A 16,437-nucleotide genomic window follows, 5' to 3' on the forward strand; every position below is an offset into this window, starting at 1 on the left:
ACAACAAGAGTTCTTTTTTACTTGAAAAATATGAGTAAACGTTTATCTTTGCGCTCATTATGGCAAAACAAGAAGATCAATTTAAAAAAGTATTATCTCACGCTAAAGAATACGGTTATGTATTTCAATCCTCAGAAATTTATGATGGATTAAGTGCGGTATACGACTATGCTCAGAATGGAGTAGAATTAAAGAAAAATATTAGAGAATATTGGTGGAAAGCAATGGTGCAATTGCATGAAAATATTGTTGGTATAGACGCTGCAATTTTAATGCATCCAACAACTTGGAAAGCATCTGGGCATGTAGATGCTTTTAATGATCCTTTAATAGATAATAAAGATTCTAAAAAACGCTATAGAGCAGATGTTTTGGTTGAAGATTTTAGAGAAAAAATCAACGAAAAAATTAACAAAGACATTGCAAAAGCAAAAAAGCGTTTTGGAGATGCTTTTAATGAAGATGAGTTTAGAGCTACCAATACAAATGTATTGCGTCGTCAAAAACAAATAGACGAAATTACTGCAGAATTAACCAGAGTTCAAGAAGAAAATGATTTGGTTGGTTTTAAACAATTAATTGAAGACTTGGGTATCAATTGTCCTGTTTCTGGTTCTAAAAATTGGACAGAAGTAAAACAATTTAATTTAATGTTTGGTACCAAAATAGGAGCATCCGCAGAAAATTCTACTCAGGTTTATTTGCGTCCAGAAACTGCGCAAGGTATTTTTGTTAATTTCTTAAACGTTCAAAAAACAGGACGTATGAAAATTCCTTTTGGAATAGCACAAACAGGAAAAGCTTTTCGAAACGAAATTGTGGCAAGACAATTTATTTTTAGAATGCGTGAGTTTGAGCAAATGGAAATGCAATTTTTTGTTAAACCAGGCACGCAAAAAGAATGGTACGAAAAATGGAAAGAAACTCGTTTAAAATGGCATTTAAGTTTAGGAATGGGATCCGAAAATTACCGTTTTCATGACCACGACAAATTAGCGCATTATGCAGATGCTGCCGCTGATATAGAATTTCAGTTTCCATTTGGCTTTAAAGAACTAGAAGGTATTCATTCTAGAACAGATTTTGACTTAAAAGCGCATGAAGAATACTCTGGAAAAAAATTACAGTATTTTGATCATGAAGAAAACAAAAGTTATGTGCCTTATGTTGTAGAAACTTCTATAGGCTTAGATAGAATGTTTTTAGCAGTATTTTCTAATGCTTTACAAGAAGAAGCTTTAGATAATGGTACTACAAGAACAGTGTTAAAATTACCAGCAGTTTTAGCACCTTTTAAAGCAGCAGTGTTGCCACTTGTTAAAAAAGACGGCTTGCCAGAAGTTGCGCGTAAAATTGTAAATGATTTAAAGTGGGATTTTAATGTTTTTTATGACGAAAAAGATGCTGTGGGTAAGCGCTATAGAAGGCAAGATGCTGCAGGAACACCGTTTTGTATTACTGTAGATCATGATTCTTTAGAAGATGAGGCAGTAACCATAAGACATAGAGATACTATGGAGCAAAAACGAGTTGCAATTGCAGACTTAAAAGAAATTATAAAACAAGAAGTAGATGTAAAAACTTGGTTGCAAAAAATGTAGTCATAAATAATTTACAATAAAAAAGGAGTCTAAATTTAGACTCCTTTTTTATTGTAAATTGTATAAATTATGAGTTTTTATCAGCGCAACATGCCATTTTACAATTTTTTAAACAACTCATTTTACCATCATCTTTTTTAATACAACATTCTTTTTTAGCGGTGTGCAATTCGCAATTTTCTTTGCAATTATCAGTGCAAGTATGTTTTTTTTCATTCGTTTTAATAGAAGCTTTATACATACCTCCACCAGCTATACCATCTACAAAAGCTATCAACTCTTTTTTAGAGATAGCATTGGCATTGTATTGAATAGTAGCAATACTATCTTTAAAAACTACTTTAGCATCTAAAACACCTTCTTTTTTAGATAATTTTGAGGCTATAGTTTTGGCACAACCAATCTCGCAAGTCATACCAGAAATTGCTAAAGAAACTTTTTCTTTTTTAACAGGAGCGGTATTTTTGGGAGTTTCTTTTTTGCACCCAATTATTACAAAACAAGCAATAATTATAGATAGAAATATGTGTTTAATTTTCATCAGAAATTGTTATTAGAATATTATACAAATTTATAAATAAAAGAGCTTACTTTTATAGAATTGTAAGAGTTTTGTTTAAAAGTAAATTGGTTATGAATAATCATCAACAAAAATGGTTTTACCTTATTAGTCTTTCAATTGTTTGGGGGAGTTCTTTTATTTTGATGAAAAAAGCATTGTTAGGAGTAACTCCTATACAATTAGGGGCTTTACGTATTTTATGTACAGCTTTTTTTATGTTGATAATAGGTTTTTCATCACTAAAAAAAATAAAAAAACAACACTGGAAATTTATTATCTACACAGCCTTGGCAAGTACTTTTTTTCCTGTTTTTTTATTTGCATATGCTATACATTTTATAGACAGTTCCATAGCTTCAATTTTAAATTCGTTAACACCATTTAATGCTTTATTATTAGGATTCTGGTTTTTTGGTTATACTTTTAAAAAGAATCAAATTATTGGTGTTTTAGTAGGTTTGTTAGGTACTCTTGGTTTAATTTTAGAAGGGGCAGATATCAACCCTGATCAAAATTACTGGTATGCTTTATTAGTTGTAATTGCTTCTTTGGGGTATGCTTTAAATGCTAATATTGTTAAAAAATACTTGTCAGATTTAGATGCTTTGGCCATTACCACAGGAAATTTTTTATTACTAATTGTACCTACATTTGTAATTCTCTTTTGTACAGATTTTTTTATCACATTTAAAGGAACAGAAGTAGAGGTTAATTCTTTATTATGGATTGTTGTTTTGGCATTATTTGGTACAGGTTTGGCTAAGGTAATGTATAACAAAATGGTGCAAATATCATCGCCTATTTTTGCAACCTCTGTGGCTTACATTATTCCAATTGTAGCGGTTTTTTGGGGTATTTTAGATGGTGAAAAGCTTAGTTATGTCCAAGTTATAGCAGGAGTTTTAATTTTATTTGGGGTGTACCTTGTAAATAAAAATCGATAATATACCAACCTGTAGATTTATAGTGTAATTTAAAATTAATAGCTAAACATTACTTTTTTTACATTAAAAACAATATCCTATCTTTGTAAGATAACAATTTCATAAAATATTAACATATTTTGAAAGTTACAGCGTACCCTAAAGTAGTTGATTTACAAAATTGTGAAGATGAACCTATACATGTATTGCCTCAAATACAGAGTCATGGTTTTCTGCTCGTAGTTGATAAAAGCCATAAAATAATTCAATTTTCTGAAAACAGTTTGTTGGCTTTAGAAATTGAAGAAGAAAAGTTATTAAATGAAGATTTATCTACAATTTTAGAAAAAGAACAATATGTTTTTTTTAAAGAATGGGCCACAAAGCCTGTAAGTCAATATTCATTTAAAGTTAGTATTAAAGAAAAACATTTTTTATGTATACCTCATAAAAAAGATAATCAATATATTTTAGATTTTGAGTTGTATGATAACCAACAAAGTGTAAATGTACTACAACAAGATTTACTGCGTTTTTTTTCAAATTTATCCAACACTCTCACCTTACAAAATTTGTGTGATCAGACAGCTGTTCACATTAAAAGCATTACAGGGTATGACAGAGTAATGATTTATCAATTTGATAAAGAATGGAACGGATTGGTTGTTTCAGAGGCAAAACAAGAAAATCAAACTTCTTTTAAAGGTTTAAAATATCCAGCATCAGACATACCAAAGCAAGCAAGAGCGTTATTTTTAGAACAAGGCGTTCGTATAATTTCCGATGTTTATGATAATTACCATAGATTAATTCCACCTATAAATACAGAAACCAGATCATTAACCAATGTAGGTAATTCTCATTTGCGAGGTTCTAGTCCAATTCATCTAGAATACTTAAAAAACATGAAAGTGGCCGCTTCAATGAGTTGCGCTATTGTACATGAGGGTAAATTGTGGGGGTTAATTTCTTGTCATCATAACACAAAGAAATTTGTTGATTATAGAAATAGACAATCTTGCGCAATTTTGGCTAACATGTTTTCTGCACAAATAGGACAAAAACTTTCGAGCAATTATATAGAACGACTTAATAAAGCAAGTGAAATTAGAGCTGTTATTACTAAGAACATTAGTAAAAATTGGGATATTATTGAAGGGTTAACAGCACATCAAATTAACGCTGCCTCTCTATTTAGCTGTTCAGGATTTGCTGTTTTACATAATGATGAAATTGTTACCTTGGGTAATACTCCTCCTAAAAAAGAGATATTAGATATTTTAGAAAAATTACATCTTGCAAATAAATTTAATAAAGATTATTTTGTAACACAATGCTTATCTAAAGAAATAGCCTTACCAAATAAAGAGGATGAAAAGAAGTACTCTGGTATGTTTGTTTGTAAATTATCTAACGCTATACATGAGGCTTTGGTTTGGTTTAGGCCAGAACAGATAAGTGAAATAAACTGGGGTGGAGACCCACATAGTAAAGCTCTAGATAGATTGAGTCCTAGAAAATCTTTTGAAAAATGGACAGAAAAAGTGCGCAATACCTCCGTTGCTTGGACGGATTATGAAATATCTAATGGTAGGGCACTTAATAGTGATATTAAGAACGTTATCATCACTAAATTTGGTGAGTTAGAATTACTCAATAAGAAATTGTCTAATTTAAACCAAGAATTAGAAAGTTTTAGTTACAGCGTTAGTCATGATCTTCGTGGACCTCTCAGAGGTATAGATGGTTTTGCTCAAATTTTATTAGAAGATTATGGTGATGTTTTAGATGAAGAAGGCAAAGAATCTTTGCATGTTATCATAAACTCTGCTGATAAAATGAATGTTTTAATGGATGAGATTCTAAATTATAGTAGCATAAATCAACATGAAATTATTTACAATCAAATAGATGTTTATAAATTGTGCCAGGAAATAATCAAAGATTTTCGTTTGCAAAGTATATATCCAAATACTGAGTTGGTAATTAAACCAGATATATCACCTATTCATGGAGATAAAACCATGACGTATCAATTGTTTGCAAACCTTGTTACCAATGCATACAAATACTCAAGTTTACACCCCACACCTAAAATAGAAATAGGAAGTTACGTTCAAAATAAAAGTGTTGTTTACACGGTTTCAGATAACGGAATTGGTTTTGATCAAAAATATGCTCAGAAAATTTTTGGAGTTTTTACCAGATTAGAAACAGATAAGTACGAGGGTACTGGTGTTGGTCTTGCTATAGCACAGCGTGTTGTAATTAAACATAATGGTAATATTTGGGTAACAAGTAAAAAAGGAGAAGGAACAACATTTTATTTTCAATACGAATAAAAATGCAAAAAAAAACAGTAGTCTACATAGAGGATAGAAAAGAAGATATTCTTTTGTTAGAGAGAGTCGTAAAGAGAGAGTTTAATACTATAGAATTAGTTACTTTTAGCAATTCTGAAGATGTGTTAAAAAGTATCAAAAATGAAAGTTTTAATAAGCTTTCAGCAAGTGCAGTACTTATAGATATTAATATGCCAAAAATTAGTGGATTAGAATTGCTAAAAGCGTTTAGTGAAAATAAAATATATAACAAATTGCCAAAAATAATATTTAGTAGTAGTAAAGAAAGAACTGATATTAGTACAGCATACCAATATCACTGTAACAGTTTTATAGAAAAACCCAAAAGTTTTACAACGCTAAAACTAACTGTTAAAGAAACTCTTGATTATTGGCTTAATATAAACTTAAATTAATACGGTTATGATTAAGTTATCACCCAGAATTTTAATTGTAGAAGACTCATACACAGACGCAGCATTATTGCAACGTCAATTAGAAAAAATATTTGAAGAGCCAGAAATAGTAATGGCAAATTCTATAGATAATTTGAGCTTTACGACAAAAACGTTTGTACCAGAAATTATTTTTACAGATTTTGATTTAGGAAATTTTACAGCAGAAGATGTACTTATTTCTATTCGAAATCTCTTTAAAGACATACCTATTATTGTAGTAACAGGCACTATAGGTAATGAGGAAATTGCAACAAATATTATTTTAAAAAGGGCAAATGGTTTTTTTCTAAAAAAAGACATGAAAAATCTACATGTTAGAATGGAACCTTTGTTACTAGACATTTTAGAAAAAAATAAGTTTGCCTTAGCAAAAATAGCCAAAGAAAAAGAACGTTTAGAAAAATTAAACAGAATACATAGTATTTTAAAAGGAGCTGCACAACCTAATAAACCAAAAGGAGTAGAGGAGTATTACGAGAAATTATTAAAAGAGATAGAAGAAAATATTGAAACAATTATTAGATAAAGAAATACTTAAAGTACTAAAGGAAGAAACTAAACTACTACACGATATTGTAGACAAAAGTAGTGGTGCAGATAAAATTATTTCTCACACCATTAGTGTGCAAGAATTTACAAAACTTTTAGAAAAAAACTATTTAGCATATTCTCATATAGAAGCCAACATCTGTTGCTTTAAACAAGAAAATCTTGTAAAGCAAGTTTACTTTTTACCAAGAATTTCAAATTGGGTACTAAAAGACCTAAAAAAGATTTCCTTTTCATTGCTTACTAAAAATACTTCTATTTTTTTAAATAATAAATTTGAAGCCTTAGGTGCAATTTACGTAACAGAAGGTTCTTTGTTAGGAGGATTAGTTTTAGGAAAGCATCTCACAGAATGTAATCAATTATCAAATACAACCACTTTAGAGTTTTATAAGTTTGATAAAGACAGATTAATGCGTTGGGAAAAATTTAGGAAACACATGACGCAAAGTCAATTTTCTGCCGAAGAACGCAACCAAATCGTACAAGGTGCCAAAAAAACATTTAAAGCATTTATTAAGTATTTTAAATAAAAAAGCGCTTAAATTATTTAATTTAAGCGCTTTTTTATTTAAAATGCTATCGGTTATTCAAAATCTTTATCAGAAACTCCTTCATTTATTTTTATTATCTCTACTTCAAAATTTAAATCCATAGGTCCCATTTTTGCATTAACAGCGTGTGGAAATAAAACACCGTTAACTGCTTTGTAATTGCCGTATGTTGTAGGTACTTTTACTTCTCCTTGCGGCCCTTTTACAGTTCTAATTTCTTTGGTTTTTAAACCGGTGGCTACATCATAAAATATTTCTGAGCTATTGTGTTGTATTACGTAGCAGTTTTTACCATCTATAGGTTCTATTCTATCTAATTTTCCGCTAGTATAGCTCATATCTGTAAATGGTATTGTAGTCGCTTTAATTTCATCAACCTGTTCTGTAGTCATATCCATTTTTCTACCTTGTACCTCGTTGTATCCTTTTGTTCCGTTAAAAACTGTTTTTTGAAAAACTTGTCCCATTCCAGAGATAGTTTTAGACATTTTGTTAGGAGCCATCATTTTATCTTCTGCTGTAACTTCTATGCCTTGTACTTTTCCTTTAGAAACCATTAATACAGATTTTATAGCCATTACTTTGTCTTTACCACCAATAGCTTTAATGTAATTGTCAACTACTTTTTTAGCATTCATACCGTCTGGAATTGGAAATACCATTTCTGGTTTTTCAGTAGCATTAGCCTCTTTGTCAAAATATTTAATAGTATACCCTACTTTTTCTAGGTTAGGCATTACATCTATTGCCTTACCAGTTACAATTATTCTTGCTTTATCACTTTTAAAATGTTTTTTTGCTGCCTTTTGAACATCTTCAACAGTTACGGCGTTAATATTTTTGATGTAATTAGCATAAAAATTTTCTGGTAAATTATACCTGGCAATGTTTAATGCATATCTTGCAGCAGTTGCTGGTTTTTGAACATCCATAACAAAACCTCCAATATATTCTTCTTTAGCATCGTTTAATTCTTTTGCAGATACTTTATTATTTTTAATGTTGTCAATTTCTTTTTTAATCTCAACAATAGCACTGTCTGTAACTATATTTCTAACACTTGCAAAAGCTCTAAAACTACCTGTTCTTCTACTTTGAGATATGCTTGAGTAAGAGCCATAGGTGTACCCCTTATCTTCACGCAGATTGTTAAATAACCTTGCAGATCCGCCTCCACCTAAAATTTTATTAGCAAGCAATGTTGCATAGTAATCACTATCACCCAACGTTAAATTAGTTGTATTCATTACAGTAACCTCAGATTGTACTGCATTTGGCATATTCACAAAGTTAATTTCTGTGTTTTCTACGTTGGTTGGCTTTGTGTAATTTGTAGTTGGAATATCACCCGATTTCCAATCTTTAAACAAGGATTTTATTAGTTTTTTGGTCTTTTTAGGATTAATGTCTCCAATAATTACCAAATATGCGTTGTTAGGTTTGTAGTACGTGTTAAAATTTTCTTTAACGTCTGTTAATGTAATATTGTTTACAGTTTCTTTTGTAACAAACTCTCCATCAGGATGATTTTTACCATACGTTAGTGCGCTTTCAACTCTTCTCGCTGTTGTGGTAACATCTTTTTCTTGAGATTTTAATCCTTCTAGTGTTACTTTTTTCTCTTTGTCAAATTCTTCTTGAGTAAATTCAGAATTTTTAACACCATCGGCTAATAAGCCTAAAACTTCAGTAAAATATTTAGTTAAAGATCTTGCAGAAGCACCTGAACTGTAAAAATTGATATTTGCACCCAGATAATCTACTTTTTCGTTAAAATCATCTTTAGATATATTAGCGGTTCCTCTACCTAATAAACTTCCCATTATAGAAGAAACACCAGCTTTATCACCTTCTACGTATGGTGTATTATCAATGGTTAAATTTGCAGAAACTCTAGGTAATTTATGGTTTTCTACCATAATTACTTTCAGTCCGTTTTTTAATGAGAATTTGATAGTTTCTCCAAGTTTTATTTCAGGATCTGGTCCTGGTTTTGGCATTTTATTTAAATCTCTTTGGGCATTTACAGCTAAAGATGTTGCTATAAATACGATAAAAGCTATAAGTTTTGTTTTCATAATAATGTCTTGATCTTTTTTCTGTTATTGTTTGTCTTCTGGTAAATATTCTAATACTAACCTTTGGTTAGAATTTAAATATTTTTTGGCAATAGCTCTTATTTCTTCTCTAGTAATATTTCTATAAATATCTATTTCTGTGTTAATTAAATTTGTGTCTCCAAACAAAACATGATATCTGGCTAAAGAATTGGCAATACCTTCTACAGAAGAATTTGAACTCACAAAATTATTTTCAAATTGATTTTGTAATTTTTGATAATCTTTTTCAGAAATCAAATTGGTTTGAAGCTTTACAATTTCCTCATCAATTTCTTTGACCAAATCATTTAATGATACGTCTCCTAATGGAAGTGCAAATAAAATATAGGTTCCATAGTCTTCTTGACTTAAATTGATGGCCCCAGCTTGTAATGCCATCTTTTTAGTATCAACCAATTTTTTGTACAAAACAGAGCTTTTTCCACCACTTAAATAAGCAGAAATCATGTCTAAAACACGAGAATCTCTAGTTTTCATAGAAGGAGTTCTAAATGCTTGAATTATTGCTGGAATTTGAATGTTAGGATCGTATGCTTTCGCATTAATTTGTGTTGTAATTGGATCTTCTTTCGGAAAATTTCTCTCGATTTTTTCACCTCTTGGAATTCTAGCAAAATACGCGTCAATCCATTTTTTTGCTTGGTCTTTGTCAATATCACCAGCAACTACCAGTGTAGCATTGTTTGGTGAGTAATATTTTTTATTAAACGCTAAAAATTCTTCTAAAGTAGCGGCGTCTAAATGTTCCATTTTTCCAATGGTTGTGCCTTTGTATGGATGCTTTTTAAACATATGTAACTTTACGTTTTCTAAAAAACGAGAGTATGGTTGGTTGTCTACACGTAGTCGTTTCTCTTCTTTAACCACTTCATTTTGTGTATCTACACCACCTTGCTTAATAATTGGGTGCAACAAGCGTTCAGATTCCATCCACAAACCTAGTTCTAATTTGTTAGATGGAAATATTTCGTAATAATATGTTCTGTCATCTGTAGTGTTGGCGTTATTTCTACCACCGTTAGAAGATACAATTTTAAACCAATCTCCTTTATTTATGTTTTTAGTTCCTTCAAACAACAAGTGTTCAAAAAAGTGTGCCATTCCTGTTCTATCGGGTTGCTCATCTTTAGCTCCAACATGATACATTACAGAGGTAATTACAACAGGTGCAGCATTGTCTTGGTGTAATATTACATGCATCCCATTAGCTAAATCATACTCTTCAAACGCTACCTTTTGTGCATTTATACTAAATACAAACAATAAGGAAGCAAGAGATAAAATACTTTTACTTTTCTTCATTTAATTAAATTTAATCAGTTATAATTTTTTGTTTGACGCTCTTTTTATAGAAGTGTTACACAATTTTTAATTCAATTTTACGTCAAATCAAAAATAAAGAAACTCAACAAAATAAAATGTTAAACTAAAAGTAAATAAGTTGTCAATTTGTACGTAATTATTTTTTTGCGAATACATTGTTCAAAAATAAAAAATATGTATATTTGCATCCGCATTTTCAGTAGGTTAGTGCAATAAATAAGTATAAATACGCAAAACAAATAGTATGTACGCAATCGTAGAGATAGCAGGGCAGCAGTTTAAAGTAGCAAAAGACCAAAAAGTATACGTACACCGTTTACAGGGAGAAGAAGGATCAAAAGTAACTTTTGATAACGTTCTTTTGACTGAAGATAAAGGCAACGTAACTATTGGCGCCCCAGCTATAGAAGGAGCCGCAGTAACGGCGAAAATTCTAAGTCACCTACAAGGTGATAAGGTAATCGTTTTCAAAAAGAAAAGAAGAAAAGGTTACAGAAAGAAAAATGGACACAGACAAGCTTTAAGTGAGATTCAAATAGAATCTATTGCAGCTTCAGGTGCTAAGAAAGCAACTAAAAAAGCAGCTCCTAAAAAGGAAGAAGTTAAAGTAGAAGCTTCAAAGGTAGTAGCAAAAAAAGCTGCTCCTAAAAAAGTTAAGGCTGACGATTTAAAGAAAATCGAAGGTGCAGGACCTAAAGCTGCAGAAGCTTTAGTAAATGCAGGTGTAGATACTTTTGCAAAAGTAGCTAACACTGATGCTGCTAAATTAAGTGAAATTTTATCTGAAGCGAGTTCAAGATTATCTCATATAGTAACAGATACTTGGCCAAAACAAGCTGCTTTAGCTGCAGAAGGTAAATGGGACGAATTAAAAGAATTACAAGATAGATTAGACGGAGGTATTGAAAAATAATTCCTAAAAATTTAACTTTAACCTATAAAAACTCAAGAAAATGGCACATAAAAAAGGTGTAGGTAGTTCGAAAAATGGTAGAGAATCAGAATCGAAACGTCTAGGAGTAAAAATATTTGGTGGGCAAGCTGCAATTGCAGGTAACATTATTGTTCGTCAAAGAGGAACCAATCACAATCCAGGAGAAAACGTTTACATGGGTAAAGATCATACTTTACATGCAAAAGTTGATGGAGTTGTAGAATTTACTAAAAAAAGAGATAACAAATCTTATGTATCTGTTACTCCTTTTGAGGCTTAAAATTAGCTTCTTATAAAAGTATAAAGCGCTTAAACATAACATGTTTAAGCGCTTTTTTGTAATATCTATTTTAATAATACTTGTATTGTATTTTTTAGAAAATACCACGTCATAAGAGTTAATTTATTTTTTAAAATTCAAGTATTTATTCTAGTTAGCTTTTTTTCTCTTACTACCTAGTATTTCGTATTTTTACATCAATGATGTTTATCTATAATATTCTAATCTTTTTGACTTCTTTAGGTTTAAAAATTGCAAAATTTTTTAATAAAAAATTAAAGCTTTTTGTAGATGGAAGAAAAGATACGTTTACTAAAATTTCTGAATTAAAAAATCAAGATGTTATTTGGTTTCATGTTGCTTCTTTAGGAGAATTTGAGCAAGCAAGACCGATCATAGAAGAGGTCAAGAAAAAGTATAAGAATTATAAAATTCTAATTACTTTTTTTTCACCTTCTGGTTATGAGGTAAGAAAAAATTATATATTAGCTGATGTAGTTTGTTATTTACCTTTAGATTCTAAATATAATGCCAGAAGATTTGTAAAAGAAGTAAATCCTAAGTTAGTGGTTTTTATCAAGTACGAATTTTGGCCAAATTTGTTAAATGAACTGCATAAAAAAGAAATTACTACAATTTTAGTATCAGGAATTCTAAGGCAAAATCAACTATTTTTTGCATGGTATGGTGGTTTTATGAGAAAGGCTTTACAAGTGTTTGATTACTTTTTTGTTCAGGATATTGCATCGCAGAAATTGTTAAAAACTATCAATTATACAAATGTTTCCGTTGCTGGAGACACACGTTTTGACAGGGTTTCAAAAATTTTAGAACAAAACAATTCGCTTGAATTTATCAATCAATTTAAAGATAATAAATACACAATTGTAGCAGGGAGTACTTGGGCTTCAGATGAAGAATTACTGATACATTACATCAATACAAAATCATCGGAAAATGAAAAATTTATAATAGCTCCTCATAACATTAAAAGTGAGAAAATTTTAGATTTAAAAAAATTAATACACAAAAAAACGGTTTTATACTCAGAAAAAGAAGGTAAGAATTTAGAGAGTTATCAAGTTTTTATAGTTGATACTATTGGTATTTTAACCAAAATATATGCAACTGCAGATATTGCTTATGTTGGTGGAGGGTTAAAAACAGGCTTACATAATATTTTAGAACCAGCAACTTTTGGAATTCCTGTTGTTATTGGTAATAAATACGACAAATTTAAAGAAGCTGTAGATTTGGTAAGAATTGGTGGGTGTATTTCAATCAAAAATCAAGAAGAACTTGTAAAAACCTTAGATCAACTTAAAGAAGATAAAAGTTTAAGAAATTTAACAGGAATCATCAATAAAAAATACATTCAAGACAACTTGGGTGCTACACAATTAATTATGAATTATTTAAATAAAAAACTTTAACATATGGATTTTATACTACAACCTTGGGCTTGGTATGTTGGAGGGCCTTTAATAGCACTCTCCTTATTTTTATATTTTTATTTTGGTCAAAATTTTGGTGCTTCTACCAATTTTGAAACATTATGTACTATGGCTGGTGCAGGTAAAGTATCTGATTACTTCAAGAAAGATTGGAAACAAAGAGATTTTGCATTGCTTTTTGTAGTGGGTTTAATTATTGGAGGATTTATTTCGGCCAATTTTTTAACACCAAATCAAGCAATAGATGTAAATGTTAGCACTATACAAGCGTTAAGTGATTTAGGATTTACAAACATTGCAAATCAATATTTTCCTGACGAAATTTTTAGTACTGATGCATTGTTTTCTATAAAAGGATTTTTAATCTTATTTATATCTGGTGTATTGGTTGGTTTTGGTACACGTTATGCAGGAGGGTGCACTTCTGGGCATGCAATTACAGGTTTAAGTAGTTTGCAATTACCATCTTTACTAGCTGTTATTGGGTTTTTTATTGGCGGTATTATTGCGGTTTGGTTTATAATTCCTTTATTATTTTAAGATATGAAAAATATTAAATTTTTAGTTTTAGGAATCTTTTTTGCTATTGTATTAAGCAAAAGTCAAGCAATTTCTTGGTATCGTTTTTATGAGATGTTTCGCTTTGAATCTTTTCATATGTTTGGTATTATAGGTAGTGCTGTTGTAATATCTGCCATTATAATGCAATTATTTAAAAGTGGAAAGATAAAAGATGTTAATGGTAATAAAATCGTACCAAAACCAAAACAAAAAGGAGTTGTTAGAACTTTAGTAGGCGGAACTTTTTTTGGCTTGGGTTGGGGAATATCAGGAGCCTGTGCAGCACCTATTTTTGTAATTCTTGGGTTTAAATCTTTACCAGCATTGGTGTTGCTAATAGGGGCTTTGTTAGGTGCATTTATTTACGGAATTTTGAGTAAGAAACTTCCACATTAAATGAGCACATTAATAGACAATTTTGGCAGACAAATAGAGTATGTTAGGTTAGCGGTTACAGACCGTTGCAACTTACGTTGCCAATACTGCATGCCTGCTCACGGAATTGATATTGTTGCAAGACAAGAATTACTCACGTTCAAAGAAATGTATCGGTTAATACGAGTTTTGACAGAGCTGGGTATTCGTAAAGTACGTCTCACTGGTGGTGAACCTTTTGTGCGTAAAGATTTTGTAGGATTTTTAGAAATGTTGTCTTTCAATGATTTGTTAGAGGCTATAAATATTACCACAAATGGCGCCTTAATTTCGCATCATATCGCTAAAATTGAACAACTTAAAAAGGTAAAAAACATCAATTTAAGTATAGATAGTTTACAACCAGATAAGTTTGCTAAAATAACAAGAAGAGATGTGTTTCCTGAAGTGTATAAAACTTTTGAATCACTTGAAAAAAGTAGTTTGCATTTAAAACTAAATGTGGTTGTACAATCTGGTTTTAATACTGATGAGATTGTTGATTTTGTAAGATTAACAAAAGACAAAAATGTTGCAGTTAGATTTATTGAAGAGATGCCTTTTAATGGAAAAGGACAGCGTCAAATGCAGGAAAATTGGACGTTTAAAAAGATTCTGAACGAAATCAAAACAGAGTTTGATGTACAAGAGATTCCCTCAGAAAAATCATCAACATCTAGAAATTATAAGATTGACAATCATATAGGTACCGTAGGAATAATACCAGCATTTACAAGAACAATCTGTAATGATTGTAATAGAATAAGAATAACAAGTACAGGAACGTTTAAAAATTGTTTATTTGATGATGGTGTGTTTAATTTACGTGACTTTATTAGAAACGGAGCAAGCAATGAAGATTTAAAAGAACTTTTTTTAAGTCTTGTAAAAACAAAGCCAGAAAATGGTTTTATAGCAGAAGCAAATAGAAAAAAAGGAAATGTTTCTGAAAGTATGAGTACGATTGGAGGATAAAGATTTTCATATTTTAAAAAGAGAAAAGAATAGATTTATATAGTATTTATAGATGATTTCAGTAGAAGAAGCAAAAAATATTATTTTAAATTCAACTCAAAATTTTGGAGTTGAAGAAATTCCGTTTATAAATTCTGTTGGTAGAATTGTAAAAGAAGATATTGTTGCAGATAGAGATTTTCCACCCTTTAATAGAGTATCTATGGATGGTATAGCAATTGATTTTCAGTCTTTTAAAAACGGACAAAGAACGTTTGTAATAGAAGGAATTCAACCGGCGGGAAGTCCGCAAATAACACTTCAAAGTAAAGAAAATTGTATAGAAGTAATGACTGGAGCTGTATTGCCAAACAACTGCAATACCGTTATTCGTTATGAAGATTTAGAAATTAATAACGGTTTTGCAAGAGTAATACCAGAAGGTATTTGCGATGCTCAAAATGTTCACCCAAAGGGAAAAGACAGAAAGCAAGGAGACGTTTTAATTCACAAAAACAAACTCATATCAGCATCAGAAATTGGAGTTTTTGCAACAGTGGGTAAATCCAAAGCAAAAGTATCAAAACTCCCCAAAATACTAATTATTTCTACAGGTGATGAATTGGTTGGTGTTGATGAAATCCCTTTAGAACATCAAATACGTAGGAGCAATGTATTTACCTTAGTTTCTTTGTTAGAGCGATTAAATATTCCTTCAGAAACTACACATATTACAGACGATAAACCTATTTTAAAATCTAAAATTGAAGGTTTTTTAAATGAATATGACGTTTTATTATTTAGTGGCGCAGTTAGCAAAGGAAAGTTTGACTTTTTGCCTGAAGTTTTTGAAGAGTTAGGCGTTACAAAATTGTTTCATAAAATAACACAAAGACCAGGAAAACCATTTTTCTATGGAAAAACGGAGACATGTAATGTGTTTGGTTTTCCAGGAAACCCTATTTCAACCTTTGTAAATTGTTTGGTTTATTTTTATCCTTGGTATTACAACTCTGTTGGATTAAGGGTTGAAGAAGAAACTGCAATTTTAACAGACAATGTTATTTTCAAACCAAATTTATCGTACTTTTTACAGGTAAAATTAAGTGATAAGTTTGGGCATTTATTAGCAACACCAATTACAGGAAACGGTTCAGGAGATTTAGCAAGTTTGGTGAATGCAGATGCTTTTATAGTGTTACCAAAAGAACAGAACGAATTTAAAAAAGGAGAGAATTATCCTGTAATAAGATATAGGTAGCTCTGTTTTATCAGTAAATATATTTGTTGTCAGTTTGAGTAAATTTGAGAAGAATGAACAAATTTGTATCGAGAACTAATTAAATAAACTTCTTAATACAATTTCTTTTAAAATCCAAAATGACTAGAAGAGACAAAGCTTAAGATC

General features: G+C 30.4%; 16 protein-coding genes. 13 read left to right on the top strand and 3 right to left on the bottom strand.

Annotated elements, in window-relative coordinates:
• The first annotated feature begins 59 nt into the window (after positions 1-59).
• The gene (locus DUT90_RS02640) at positions 60-1,601 is read left to right on the top strand and encodes a glycine--tRNA ligase (RefSeq protein ID WP_114425173.1); all 1,542 of its coding nucleotides are present in this window, start codon (positions 60-62) and stop codon (positions 1,599-1,601) included.
• A 67-nt stretch (positions 1,602-1,668) separates the two neighbouring features.
• On the opposite strand, the gene DUT90_RS02645 is transcribed toward DUT90_RS02640, so the two are convergent.
• Complete coding sequence (locus DUT90_RS02645) at positions 1,669-2,142, bottom strand: cation transporter (protein WP_114425174.1); 474 nt, start codon at positions 2,140-2,142, stop codon at positions 1,669-1,671.
• Between the two features lie 92 nt (positions 2,143-2,234).
• Here DUT90_RS02645 and DUT90_RS02650 point away from each other — a divergent pair, with 92 nt between their 5' ends.
• The 5 genes from DUT90_RS02650 (at position 2,235) to DUT90_RS02670 (ending at position 6,968) form a co-directional block, all read left to right on the top strand.
• Positions 2,235-3,107, top strand: a complete 873-nt coding sequence (locus DUT90_RS02650; RefSeq protein WP_114425175.1) for a DMT family transporter — start codon at positions 2,235-2,237, stop codon at positions 3,105-3,107.
• Positions 3,108-3,226: 119 nt separating this feature from the next.
• Positions 3,227-5,428 (top strand): ATP-binding protein, encoded by a 2,202-nt coding sequence (locus tag DUT90_RS02655; protein WP_114425176.1) that lies wholly within the window; start codon positions 3,227-3,229, stop codon positions 5,426-5,428.
• Between the two features lie 2 nt (positions 5,429-5,430).
• Positions 5,431-5,844 (top strand): response regulator, encoded by a 414-nt coding sequence (locus tag DUT90_RS02660; protein WP_114425177.1) that lies wholly within the window; start codon positions 5,431-5,433, stop codon positions 5,842-5,844.
• A 7-nt stretch (positions 5,845-5,851) separates the two neighbouring features.
• Complete coding sequence (locus DUT90_RS02665; protein ID WP_114425178.1) at positions 5,852-6,412, top strand: response regulator; 561 nt, start codon at positions 5,852-5,854, stop codon at positions 6,410-6,412.
• Positions 6,393-6,968 (top strand): biliverdin-producing heme oxygenase, encoded by a 576-nt coding sequence (locus tag DUT90_RS02670; RefSeq protein WP_181858130.1) that lies wholly within the window; start codon positions 6,393-6,395, stop codon positions 6,966-6,968. Before DUT90_RS02665 ends, DUT90_RS02670 begins: the two co-directional genes overlap by 20 nt.
• A 53-nt stretch (positions 6,969-7,021) precedes the next feature.
• Here DUT90_RS02670 and DUT90_RS02675 read toward each other — a convergent pair whose 3' ends face one another.
• Together DUT90_RS02675 and DUT90_RS02680 are read right to left on the bottom strand one after the other, a co-directional pair.
• On the bottom strand, positions 7,022-9,067 hold the full coding sequence (locus tag DUT90_RS02675) for a pitrilysin family protein (RefSeq protein ID WP_114425180.1): 2,046 nt from the start codon (positions 9,065-9,067) through the stop codon (positions 7,022-7,024).
• 24 nt (positions 9,068-9,091) lie between these two features.
• Complete coding sequence (locus DUT90_RS02680; RefSeq protein WP_114425181.1) at positions 9,092-10,411, bottom strand: pitrilysin family protein; 1,320 nt, start codon at positions 10,409-10,411, stop codon at positions 9,092-9,094.
• A 265-nt stretch (positions 10,412-10,676) separates the two neighbouring features.
• Here DUT90_RS02680 and rplU point away from each other — a divergent pair, with 265 nt between their 5' ends.
• The 7 genes from rplU to DUT90_RS02715 all read left to right on the top strand — a co-directional run bounded on the left by rplU (position 10,677) and on the right by DUT90_RS02715 (position 16,290).
• Positions 10,677-11,345: a 50S ribosomal protein L21 gene (rplU, locus tag DUT90_RS02685; protein ID WP_114425182.1), complete on the top strand. Its 669-nt coding sequence runs from the start codon at positions 10,677-10,679 to the stop codon at positions 11,343-11,345.
• A gap of 40 nt (positions 11,346-11,385) precedes the next feature.
• On the top strand, positions 11,386-11,646 hold the full coding sequence (gene rpmA / locus DUT90_RS02690) for a 50S ribosomal protein L27 (protein WP_114425183.1): 261 nt from the start codon (positions 11,386-11,388) through the stop codon (positions 11,644-11,646).
• A 200-nt stretch (positions 11,647-11,846) separates the two neighbouring features.
• On the top strand, positions 11,847-13,079 hold the full coding sequence (locus DUT90_RS02695; RefSeq protein WP_114425184.1) for a 3-deoxy-D-manno-octulosonic acid transferase: 1,233 nt from the start codon (positions 11,847-11,849) through the stop codon (positions 13,077-13,079).
• A gap of 3 nt (positions 13,080-13,082) precedes the next feature.
• Positions 13,083-13,640, top strand: coding sequence for a YeeE/YedE family protein (locus DUT90_RS02700; protein ID WP_114425185.1), 558 nt, complete (start codon positions 13,083-13,085; stop codon positions 13,638-13,640).
• 3 nt (positions 13,641-13,643) lie between these two features.
• The gene (locus DUT90_RS02705) at positions 13,644-14,057 is read left to right on the top strand and encodes a YeeE/YedE thiosulfate transporter family protein (protein WP_114425186.1); all 414 of its coding nucleotides are present in this window, start codon (positions 13,644-13,646) and stop codon (positions 14,055-14,057) included.
• The gene (gene moaA, locus DUT90_RS02710; RefSeq protein WP_114425187.1) at positions 14,058-15,050 is read left to right on the top strand and encodes a GTP 3',8-cyclase MoaA; all 993 of its coding nucleotides are present in this window, start codon (positions 14,058-14,060) and stop codon (positions 15,048-15,050) included. It abuts the gene before it with no gap.
• A 52-nt stretch (positions 15,051-15,102) separates the two neighbouring features.
• Entirely contained in the window at positions 15,103-16,290 is a 1,188-nt protein-coding gene (locus tag DUT90_RS02715; RefSeq protein WP_114425188.1) for a molybdopterin molybdotransferase MoeA, read from the top strand.
• The last annotated feature ends 147 nt before the right edge of the window (positions 16,291-16,437 follow it).

Origin of the sequence: Polaribacter sp. WD7, assembly GCF_003335085.1 — a bacterium.
In the GTDB taxonomy this organism is placed as follows: Bacteria; Bacteroidota; Bacteroidia; order Flavobacteriales; family Flavobacteriaceae; genus Polaribacter.

Coding starts and splice junctions, on each gene's coding strand:
- DUT90_RS02640 (WP_114425173.1), top strand. CDS start 60: ATGGCAAAACAAGAAGATCAATTTAAAAAAGTATTATCTCACGCTAAA.
- DUT90_RS02645 (WP_114425174.1), bottom strand. CDS start 2,142: ATGAAAATTAAACACATATTTCTATCTATAATTATTGCTTGTTTTGTA.
- DUT90_RS02650 (WP_114425175.1), top strand. CDS start 2,235: ATGAATAATCATCAACAAAAATGGTTTTACCTTATTAGTCTTTCAATT.
- DUT90_RS02660 (WP_114425177.1), top strand. CDS start 5,431: ATGCAAAAAAAAACAGTAGTCTACATAGAGGATAGAAAAGAAGATATT.
- DUT90_RS02665 (WP_114425178.1), top strand. CDS start 5,852: ATGATTAAGTTATCACCCAGAATTTTAATTGTAGAAGACTCATACACA.
- DUT90_RS02675 (WP_114425180.1), bottom strand. CDS start 9,067: ATGAAAACAAAACTTATAGCTTTTATCGTATTTATAGCAACATCTTTA.
- DUT90_RS02680 (WP_114425181.1), bottom strand. CDS start 10,411: ATGAAGAAAAGTAAAAGTATTTTATCTCTTGCTTCCTTATTGTTTGTA.
- rplU (WP_114425182.1), top strand. CDS start 10,677: ATGTACGCAATCGTAGAGATAGCAGGGCAGCAGTTTAAAGTAGCAAAA.
- rpmA (WP_114425183.1), top strand. CDS start 11,386: ATGGCACATAAAAAAGGTGTAGGTAGTTCGAAAAATGGTAGAGAATCA.
- DUT90_RS02695 (WP_114425184.1), top strand. CDS start 11,847: ATGATGTTTATCTATAATATTCTAATCTTTTTGACTTCTTTAGGTTTA.
- DUT90_RS02700 (WP_114425185.1), top strand. CDS start 13,083: ATGGATTTTATACTACAACCTTGGGCTTGGTATGTTGGAGGGCCTTTA.
- DUT90_RS02705 (WP_114425186.1), top strand. CDS start 13,644: ATGAAAAATATTAAATTTTTAGTTTTAGGAATCTTTTTTGCTATTGTA.
- moaA (WP_114425187.1), top strand. CDS start 14,058: ATGAGCACATTAATAGACAATTTTGGCAGACAAATAGAGTATGTTAGG.
- DUT90_RS02715 (WP_114425188.1), top strand. CDS start 15,103: ATGATTTCAGTAGAAGAAGCAAAAAATATTATTTTAAATTCAACTCAA.